Here is a 9,518-nt window from a genome sequence, read left to right as displayed (position 1 = left end):
TGTAAATAATCCTTTTTAAAACCTTATTCTACAATATTTATAGCTATATTTTAGGCACCATTTTTTTCAATTAGCTCTCATTTGTTGATACTATTTCTCTTAATCTTATCTCCATCTTCTTTTTAACCTTTGATCAAAATATTTAACACATGCAAAACCTACCTTGTAAAAGTTAGATAAACAAGATTTTTACTGCACTTAACAGAGCAATATTTGAACCTATAGTTTTTTTTAAAAGAAGGAGAATAATATACAGAGTACTGATAACTTATGGTATAGAAATTATGACTATATAAGATTGAATTAACTAGCTATAGCAACAGCTTCTATTTCAACACGCACATCCTTTGGCAATCTCGCAACTTCAACACATGAACGCGCTGGAAAATTACCATTAAAGAAAGAACCATAGATCTCATCAATTGTTTTAAACTCGGACATATCTTTGATAAAGATAGTAGCTTTGATAACTTTATCTAAACTTGATCCCGCTGCTTCTAGTACCGCCTTTAAGTTCTGCATAACTTGTGTTGTTTGCTCTTTTATACACTCACCTGACATAGTACCATCTGGCTTTAGACCAATCTGGCCTGAAGTATAAACAAAACCACCTACTTTTATAGCTTGTTCATATGAGCCTATTGCTTGAGGAGCATTTGTAGTATTAACTTTTAACTTTTCCATTTTATGTATCCCTCGCTACTTTATATGTTGGATCAACTTCTTCAAAAACACAGTATGGGCCTGCATTTTTTAATATCTCACGACAATCTTCACTTAAGTGTCGTAAAGTAACCTTTTTACCTAAATCTAGATATTTCTTAGTTATAGTATCTATAGCTTCTGTTCCAGATACATCCATAACTCTAGAATTTGCAAAATCTAAAACAATATTATCAGGATCGTGCTGTATATCAAACAAACTCATAAAAGAAGTTGTTGAGCCAAAGAATAATGGCCCAAAGAACTCATATATTTTTGTACCATCCTCTTCACGATGTGTTCTGCTTCTTACTTGAGAGTTTTTCCATGCAAATACTAGTGCTGATACAATCACACCAGAAATTACAGCCACTGCTAAATCAGCATAAACTGTAATAACTGTTACAATAACTAATACTAGCTTATCTGAATTTGGCATATATCTAAGTCTATTAGTACTTTCCCAAGCAAAAGTATTTACACAAACCATAAACATAATACCTACTAATACAGCTAATGGAATCAATGATATCCAGTGTGATAATACAACAACAAAGCTAATAAGTAGAACAGCAGCAGTCAATGACGACAAACGCCCTCTACCACCATTTGTAAAGTTAATTATAGATTGACCAATCATTACACAACCAGCCATACCTCCAAAGAAACCACAAGTAATATTACCAATACCTTGAGCTACACATTCTTGATTCCCACTACCTCTTTTACCATCCATCTCATCTAAAACTGATAATGTAAGTAAAGACTCTATAAGACCTACTAAAGCAACTAGCACCGAGTATGGTAATACAATCCAGAAAGATGCCCATGTTAAATGAAAATCTGGAATGGAGAAAGTTGGGAAACTTCCAGAGATATCTTGATACTGACCGATATTTTCAACAGGTAATTTAAATGCTATTGCTACTATTGTTACAAATATAATAGCTACAAGCCCTGATGGAACTTTATCTGTAATTTTAGGTACAAAATATACAATAGCCATCGTAATAACTACTAACCCATACATCCATATATTTGCATCATGGAAAAATCTAAGCTGAGCCATTGCAATCACAATTGCCAAACCATTTACAAAACCATACATTGCTGGCTGAGGAACTAATCTAATAAACTTCCCAAGTTTAAATAGACCTATTAAAATCTGCCATACTCCAGCCATAATCGTACATAACAATATATATTGTAGAATGTACATACTCGTTTGTTCTTTAGTCATACTATGCAAAATATCCGCTGGAATAATCGCATGAATATGTATCCCTAATGCAATTAGAACAACCGCTACAGAACCAGTAGCTCCTGAAATCATACCAGGTTTACCACCTACAAGGGCTGTAATAAAACCAAGTATAAATGCTGTATATAAACCAACTGTTGGTGAAACTCCTGCTAACAAAGAAAATCCAATCGCTTCAGGTACTAGAGCTACAGCTACAACTATACCAGATAGGACATCACTTTTTATATTTCTACCTATAAAGGTATTTTTATAATCTAACAATTTACTTCCTATTATTTTTATATTATTTAGTTAAAGTTTAAGGCTATAAAGATACCATAAAAGTAGTTGGTATTTAAGTGGAAGAAAATTTCACTTAAATGAATTAAATTGTATTTTTATATTTTTTTAAACAAATAACAGCCACTACAATCATAAAGATTAATAGAGGATATATACTATTTAATATATCAAAGAAACCAGCCCCTTTTAGCAAGATCCCTCGAACTATATTTAAATAATGCGTTAGTGGTAATATATTACCTATCACTTGAGCCCACTCTGGCATTCCCTCAAAAGGAAACATAAATCCTGATAGTAATATAGATGGTAAGAAAAAGAAAAATGTCATTTGCATTGCTTGTAACTGAGTATCTGCAACTGTAGAGAACGTTATTCCAACTAACAAATTAGCTATAATAAAAGGAAATGTTGCTACAAGCAGCAATAAAATACTACCAACAATAGTTATACCAAATATTACTTTAGCAAAAAATATAATTAGTAACAGCTGAATATAACCCACAACTATATATGGAGTTATTTTACCAAAAATAATTTCTAGAGAAGTCACAGGTGTTGCAAGCAGAGATTCCATCGTACCATATTCTTTCTCTCTAGTAATAGTCAAAGATGTAACCATAACCATAGTCATTGTTAAAATAACTCCAGCTAAAGCTGGGACAATATTATTTTGCGTTTTATTTTCTGGGTTATATTTATTATGGACTACAAAATTAAATGGTTGCTTTTGCTGAACTTGAGATTTATTTGAAAAATATTGGCTATATATTGATTTAACTTTATTTATAGCATCTAACGCCGCACCTGTTCCAGAATTTGCTCCATCAGCTATTATCAAGATATCTGGAGATTGGCCTCGGTAAACATCTTTTGTAAAATTTGGTGGAATATCTATTATAAATTGAATCTTACCTTTCTTCATTAAAGTCATAGCTTGACTCCTTGAAAGGTTTTGATATTTAATATCAAAATATTTTGTATTATTAATCTTCTCTATAAGATAATTTGTCTGAAAAGTTCTATCACTGTTAACTAAAGCTGTGTTTAGATGCTTTGGATTCATATTAATAGCAAAACCAAAAAGAATTACCTGGATTAAAGGTATACCTATTACAAGACCTATAGTAACCTTATCCCTAAGCATATGAATAACCTCTTTTAAGAAAATCGCATAATACCTATTGATATCAAAATACTTCATGCAAAATTATCCTGTTGGCTTTTCATTAAAAATATAAAAGCATCCTCTAAAGATGTATCTATCTTCTGCCACTCAAACTCACTATATTCTTTTTGTATATCTGCTACATCTATATTATTTTTAACACTTAAATGCACACTACTACCAAACATAGAAACTTGCTCAATTTCTTTATTACCTTGTAGCTCTAAAACGACTTTATAAACATTTTCACCCGAAATATTATATGTTTTGATGCCACAGCTATCTATTATATCTTTTTGTGTACCGCTAGATAGTAACTTACCATACGCAATATACGATAGCTTATTACATCTTTCTGCTTCATCCATATAGTGAGTAGAAACTAGTGTAGTTATACCTTTACTAGATAATGTAGAGATATAATCCCAAAACTCTCTTCTTGCTTTAGGATCTACTCCAGCAGTTGGCTCATCCAATAATAAAAGTTTGGGATCATGAATTGTTGCTACTCCAAGCGCTAATCTTTGCTTCCAACCACCAGAAAGCTCATAGGCTTTTTGATTTGCTCTAGCTTTACCCATCTGAAGATTATCTATAGTTTTATCTACAGCCTCTTTGATATTTTTTAGACTATGCAATCTAGCAAAGATTTTAAGATTTTCTTTAACTGTTAGATCAGGATATAAAGTAAATTTTTGCGTCATATAGCCTACTTGCTGCTTGATAACACTAGCATGTGTACCAATATCGTAACCAAGACAAGTCCCCTCTCCTTTTGTGATAGGTAGCAAACCACAAACCATTCTTATTGACGTAGTTTTACCTGAACCATTAGGTCCTAAAAAACCGTAAATATCACCCTCTCTTACTTGTAATGAAATATTATCTACTACAGTCTTCTCACCATATACTTTAGTCAGATTTTTTACATCAATAATAAAATTACTTTCTAAACCTTGACTCATTTTAACTCTACCTTCACAGGCTCTCCAATATGAATCAAAGATTCTTTAGGTGAGTATTGCACTCTAGCTTTAACCTCAAAAGATATTTCTGAATCAGAATTTATCCCATATAGTAGAGGTGGCGTATATTCTGCTTTATTAGATATATAATTTATCTTTGCTTGAATATTTTTACCATTAGTATTTTCAATATTGATTTTCTGACCTATATGTACTTTTGCTAAATCTTCTTTTGATACATAAAAAACCACATATACATCCTTAGGGTTTATAACTGTTATAACAGGATTATAAGCTCTAACTTCTTCTCCAACTCTATAAAAAATCTGATAAACATAACCATTTTGAGAAGCTTTTACATTGGCAGAATCTATCTTTTGTTGCAGATAATTTGAATTACTATTAACAGACATAGACATAAAATTTGCTGCTGCTACCAAATCTTCTCGAGCGGGCATTTTATTCATAACTTGCATTATTTCAAGATTTCTTACTTGATTTATCGCCTCAACGAGCTTCCCTTTAGCTTGTTCAAATTGCTTCTTAGAGGTACTATCATCCTCTAGTAATGCTTTCTGGCGAACATACTCATCTTTTGCAACTTCTAGGTTTGCTTTGGCTGTTTTTATATCAAGTTTAGTCCTATCTAGATATGGTTGTCTTTTGCCTTTTGATAGATTACTAGATATTGCTTGTGATGCTTGATGTAGAAACTTATTTGATTTTAAAAGAGTTTTATTTTTTGAAGAATCTAATACAAACAATTGCTGTCCTTTTTTAATATATTGACCCTCTTTAACTTTTAAATCTAAAAGCCTACCACTCTCTTGCGAAGATATATACCTAATATCCGTACTAACATATCCTGGTATCACTTCTATTTTAGATCTAAAGAAATAATACAGCACTCCTAAAAGGCATATTATCACTAATAAAACTATAGCAAGACCTTTGCGCTTATCCAACATTTCAACTTATAATTAAGAGAATATTACTAAATTATAGATTAATTATATTTCAAAATAAATTTTAAGCTGTGCAACTGTTGATATTTATAACAAATTAAGTAATTATTTCAAGATCCAAAAGAAATGATTTAAACTCATGCTTAAAAAAATAATTACTACGGTTGCCCTAGCTAGCTGTATAAATTTTGCCCTTGCAGATGTCGTTAATATTTACGCTCATAGAGGGCTACGCCCATTAGCTCCAGAAAATACGCTGCCAGCCTATACTGATGCAATGCGTGTCGGTGTTGATGTAGTTGATATGGATATTAATATGACTAAAGATAAAGTTCTTGTAGTTAGTCATAACCTAACTCTAAATCCTGATCTAACTAAAGATAAAAATGGTAATTGGATCAAAAAAGCGATTCCAATAAAAGACCTAACTTTAGCTCAACTAAAACAATACACTGTTGGCTATATAAAACCAAACTCTCCAACTGCAAAAATGTACCCAAATCATGTTTCAATGCCAGGAGTACATATACCTACATTACAACAGGTAATAGACTATGTTAAGTCAAATGTTGGTAGCCGTGTTCGTTTACAAATTGAAATAAAAACTAACCCTAACCAGCCTGATCAAAGCTGGTCAGCTCAACAGATGGCTGAAGCTTTAAATAAAGTATTAGTCAAAAACCAAATATCTAGTAGCGTTGAAGTACAAGCTTTTGAATGGCAAGCATTAATTGATTTACAAAAGTTAAATCCAAAAGTTCAAACAGCTTACCTAACTGATAGCTATAGTGACCCTATGAATAGTCAAACAGCTAAGAAAATGGCTGGTCGTAAGGAGCTAACAGCCCCTCTTGACCCTAAAAATTTCAATTATGACTATCCAAAAATGGTTAAAAAACTAGGTGGAACTTTCTGGGAACCTTATGAAAAAGATTTAACTAAAAAAGATCTTGATGAAGCTCACAAGCTAGGTCTTAAAGTTGTAACATGGGGCTGGACAGAAAGAGAAGGTACTGACTTTAACTATAAAGTGGCAAGTAGGCTTATCGATTGGAGAGTAGATGGTATCATAACAGATAGACCTGATATTTTAAGAGGTCTTGAAGCTGCTAAAGGTCTTGATTTACCACCAGCTTATCCAAATATACCTTTTCCAAAAACAATCTAAAAAGTAATAGTTTATAATTTTTACTCTATAAGTAAATTTTTATTGAGGAATAAAAATTCTTAAACTAAACTAATTGCTACATAATAATTAAAATAAACCAAAGATATAGATAACTTTATGAACTTTTTAAAACCTGCAAAAAACTTGCCTTTGCTAGCTAAAGAGCAAGTACAAAAACTATACCCTCACTGGCGACTAAGAATGTTTTTAGTTGCTTATATTGGTTACTTCACATACTACTTTGGTAGAAGTAGTTTTGATGTATCTAAACAATATATCACAACACTATCACCTGATGAGCTTGGATTGATAGGTGCAGGTTTAGGTATTGCCTATGGTGTTAGTAAATTTCTTATGGGCAATATTTCAGATAGAAGTAACGCTAAAGTATTCTTAGCCATAGGCTTATTTATAACTGGTTTTATTAACCTTTTACTACCTAGTCTACTCTCTCTGGGTGTGCTTGTTATGTTTATAGCAATGTTTTTAAATGGATGGGCTCAGGGTATGGGTTGGCCAGCTTGTGCACGTATTATGACTCACTGGTTTTGTTCTAATGAGCGTGGTACTAAAATGGGGATTTGGAATACCGCTCATAACGTAGGTGCTGGATGTTTAGCAATCGTTGTAGTTCCAATTGGATTATATCTATTTAGTGGTGACTGGCATGGTCTTTTTTATGTTGCAGGTGCATTGTGTATAGGCGTAGGTATTTTGATATTAATTTTTGGTGCTGATACTCCTCAATCGCTTGGTCTACCAGCTATTGAAGTATACAAAGGTTACACTACTGCAGAAGCTCACCATGAGAAAGAGTTCTCAGCTAAGGAGATCTTCTTTAAATATGTTTTAAATAACAAGTGGGTTTGGCTAATAGCGGTTGCAAATGCTTTTGTATATTGTGCAAGATATGGTCTTGGAAGCTGGGCTCCTTACTACCTAGTTCATGTTAAACATTTATCAACCTCTGATGGCCTTATTGCTTATGCAATGTTTGAGCTACCAGCTATTCCAGGAACTATAATAATTGGTTGGCTAACTGACAGATTCTTTGGTAGCCGTAGAGCTCCAATGAGTGTAATATGTATGGTTTTATTTATTTGTGCATTACTTGTATATTGGTATAGCAATACCCCTGTAGTTCTTTGGGCATCATTATCTGCAATGGGAATACTAATCTATGGTCCTGTTGCTTTAATTGGAATATTAGCCCTAGACCTTGTTCCTAAAAAAGCAGGAGGAACAGCTGCAGGATTTACTGGGCTATTTGGCTACTTCCTAGGTACTGTTGGTGCTCAAGCTGTAATTGGTGCGATTGCTACATTCTTAGGTTGGAATGCTGTATTTGTATTTTTATTAAGTGCATGTGTTATTGCTATAGTTCTTTTAGCTATATGTTGGAATCTTGGTTATAATAAAGTTTCTGAGAACTAGATTATACTCCTAGATGGCTTTCAATAATTTATTAAAGACTTTAATAACTTCTATAATATTTATCTCATCAATATCATACTCTTTAAGCTCTACAGAGATTGATAAATCATTTGATAAAGCAGTAAAAACTAATCAGCTTAGCTCTGCCCTAATTGGTGTTAAAATTATAGATTTAAATAGTGGTAAAACCATATACTCCAGAAATGCTGATAAAAACTTCATCCCAGCTAGTAACACTAAGCTTATAACTAGTACAGCCGCGTTACTATATCTAGGAAAGGATTTTAAATACGAAACCAAACTTTATTATTATAAATCTCAAAATCATACGATAAACAAACTATATATAGTTTTCTCAGGTGATCCTAGCTTCACTACTAAAGACTTACAAAAGCTATTAGGTACATTAAAGACTTCTAAAGTAAATAAAATTAACCAAATCTATTTTGTTAATAAATTTTTTACTGGTCGTAATACTCCCATAAATGAAAGTCAATCTAGTGCAATATTTGATTATGGAGCACCAAGCTCTGTATATAATCTTAATGAAAATTCTATAACATTAAAACTAACACCTCAAAGGCAAGGCTTTAATATTAAACAAATATCTGGTGAACCACTACAGTTTAAAAACCAGCAACTCTTTATCGCCAATAAAGAACAACTTAAAATATGTCAGTTTAATGGCTATAACTCTAATAACACATTAGTTCTTTCAGGATGTTTACCTAAAAATACCTATAACTTTAGCTTTGCTATCCAGGATCCAAAATCAATAATGAAAAAATCTGTGTTAAGAGAACTCTTAAAACTAAATATCACTACAGCTGATAGTATAAAAGTTATTACAAAACTTCCTGACAATACTACTTTATTAGCTGAGCATAATTCAGCTAAATTAGATGTATTGTTAAAGCATATGCTAGTTTTCTCAGACAATTTATATGCTCATACAATACTTAGAACTATCGGTTACTATTATAATGGTGTTGGTAGTATTGTATCTGGAAAAAATGCTATTTTTGAAATATTAAAAAACAAGCTTAAGCTAAACACAGACAGTATACAGCTAGAAGATGGGTCTGGAGAATCAGAAAATGATCTACTTAACCCCAATTTTATAGTAAACCTATTATATAAAATGTCTTTAAATAAAGATTTTAAACTTTTTAAAAGTATGTTGCCAATATATGGTGAAACAGGCACTTTACAAAATTTCAAAGGTAATATGCTTAAAGGTAGAGTTTTTGCAAAAACAGGAACTCAAACTACAGCTATAACATTATCAGGATATCTAACAAAAAATAATAGCAGATATGCCTTTTCAATACTGATCAACTCATTAAGAGAGTCTAAAAAACCTCAAGCTCATAATTTTGAAAGAGAGTTATTAGAAAGTTTATATACTAGCTAACAGTTAGTAAAAAATTTCTATGACCAGTAGAACTATAGAAAGTAAATTTAATATAATCAAAGTGTAACTAAGATCTTTAAAACCGGGTCTTTACAGATAATTGTGTAAATTTTAATTAGGTTATATATTTTAAATATAACAATAAGGGATTTACAGAAT

8 protein-coding genes are annotated in these 9,518 nt (G+C 31.8%); 3 read left to right on the top strand and 5 right to left on the bottom strand.

Translation table 11 applies throughout. The features are described from left to right. Window positions 1-303: 303 nt before the first annotated feature. The 5 genes from AB8E56_RS10555 to AB8E56_RS10535 all read right to left on the bottom strand — a co-directional run bounded on the left by AB8E56_RS10555 (window position 304) and on the right by AB8E56_RS10535 (window position 5,346). A complete protein-coding gene (locus AB8E56_RS10555; protein ID WP_329480894.1) occupies window positions 304-684 on the bottom strand; it encodes a RidA family protein in 381 nt (126 codons plus the stop codon). Window position 685: 1 nt separating this feature from the next. Beyond that, window positions 686-2,227: a SulP family inorganic anion transporter gene (locus tag AB8E56_RS10550; protein WP_329480891.1), complete on the bottom strand. Its 1,542-nt coding sequence runs from the start codon at window positions 2,225-2,227 to the stop codon at window positions 686-688. Between the two features lie 103 nt (window positions 2,228-2,330). Further along, window positions 2,331-3,449, bottom strand: coding sequence for an ABC transporter permease (locus tag AB8E56_RS10545; protein WP_329480889.1), 1,119 nt, complete (start codon window positions 3,447-3,449; stop codon window positions 2,331-2,333). Further along, window positions 3,446-4,378, bottom strand: coding sequence for an ABC transporter ATP-binding protein (locus AB8E56_RS10540; protein ID WP_329480887.1), 933 nt, complete (start codon window positions 4,376-4,378; stop codon window positions 3,446-3,448). The genes AB8E56_RS10545 and AB8E56_RS10540 overlap by 4 nt, the downstream gene beginning before the upstream one ends. Beyond that, entirely contained in the window at window positions 4,375-5,346 is a 972-nt protein-coding gene (locus AB8E56_RS10535; RefSeq protein WP_329480885.1) for an HlyD family efflux transporter periplasmic adaptor subunit, read from the bottom strand. The genes AB8E56_RS10540 and AB8E56_RS10535 overlap by 4 nt, the downstream gene beginning before the upstream one ends. A 136-nt stretch (window positions 5,347-5,482) precedes the next feature. Between AB8E56_RS10535 and AB8E56_RS10530 the strand changes: the two genes are divergently transcribed. From AB8E56_RS10530 to dacB, 3 genes are all read left to right on the top strand, one after another. After that, a complete protein-coding gene (locus AB8E56_RS10530) occupies window positions 5,483-6,511 on the top strand; it encodes a glycerophosphodiester phosphodiesterase (protein WP_329480883.1) in 1,029 nt (342 codons plus the stop codon). A 117-nt stretch (window positions 6,512-6,628) separates the two neighbouring features. Continuing rightward, complete coding sequence (locus AB8E56_RS10525; RefSeq protein ID WP_329480881.1) at window positions 6,629-7,945, top strand: MFS transporter; 1,317 nt, start codon at window positions 6,629-6,631, stop codon at window positions 7,943-7,945. A gap of 13 nt (window positions 7,946-7,958) precedes the next feature. Then, window positions 7,959-9,359 carry a D-alanyl-D-alanine carboxypeptidase/D-alanyl-D-alanine-endopeptidase gene (dacB, locus tag AB8E56_RS10520; RefSeq protein WP_329480879.1) on the top strand — a complete coding sequence of 467 codons (1,401 nt, stop codon included), beginning with the start codon at window positions 7,959-7,961 and terminating at the stop codon, window positions 9,357-9,359. Window positions 9,360-9,518 lie beyond the last annotated feature (159 nt).

Origin of the sequence: Francisella sp. 19X1-34 (assembly GCF_041102755.1) — a bacterium.
Taxonomy (GTDB): domain Bacteria; phylum Pseudomonadota; class Gammaproteobacteria; order Francisellales; family Francisellaceae; genus Francisella.
This window is presented reverse-complemented; position numbering and strand designations above follow the sequence as displayed.

What these genes read in the sequence shown, in the direction of transcription:
- AB8E56_RS10540 (WP_329480887.1), bottom strand. Translation starts at nt 4,378, where the DNA reads ATGAGTCAAGGTTTAGAAAGTAATTTTATTATTGATGTAAAAAATCTG.
- AB8E56_RS10530 (WP_329480883.1), top strand. Translation starts at nt 5,483, where the DNA reads ATGCTTAAAAAAATAATTACTACGGTTGCCCTAGCTAGCTGTATAAAT.
- AB8E56_RS10545 (WP_329480889.1), bottom strand. Translation starts at nt 3,449, where the DNA reads ATGAAGTATTTTGATATCAATAGGTATTATGCGATTTTCTTAAAAGAG.
- AB8E56_RS10555 (WP_329480894.1), bottom strand. Translation starts at nt 684, where the DNA reads ATGGAAAAGTTAAAAGTTAATACTACAAATGCTCCTCAAGCAATAGGC.
- dacB (WP_329480879.1), top strand. Translation starts at nt 7,959, where the DNA reads ATGGCTTTCAATAATTTATTAAAGACTTTAATAACTTCTATAATATTT.
- AB8E56_RS10525 (WP_329480881.1), top strand. Translation starts at nt 6,629, where the DNA reads ATGAACTTTTTAAAACCTGCAAAAAACTTGCCTTTGCTAGCTAAAGAG.
- AB8E56_RS10535 (WP_329480885.1), bottom strand. Translation starts at nt 5,346, where the DNA reads ATGTTGGATAAGCGCAAAGGTCTTGCTATAGTTTTATTAGTGATAATA.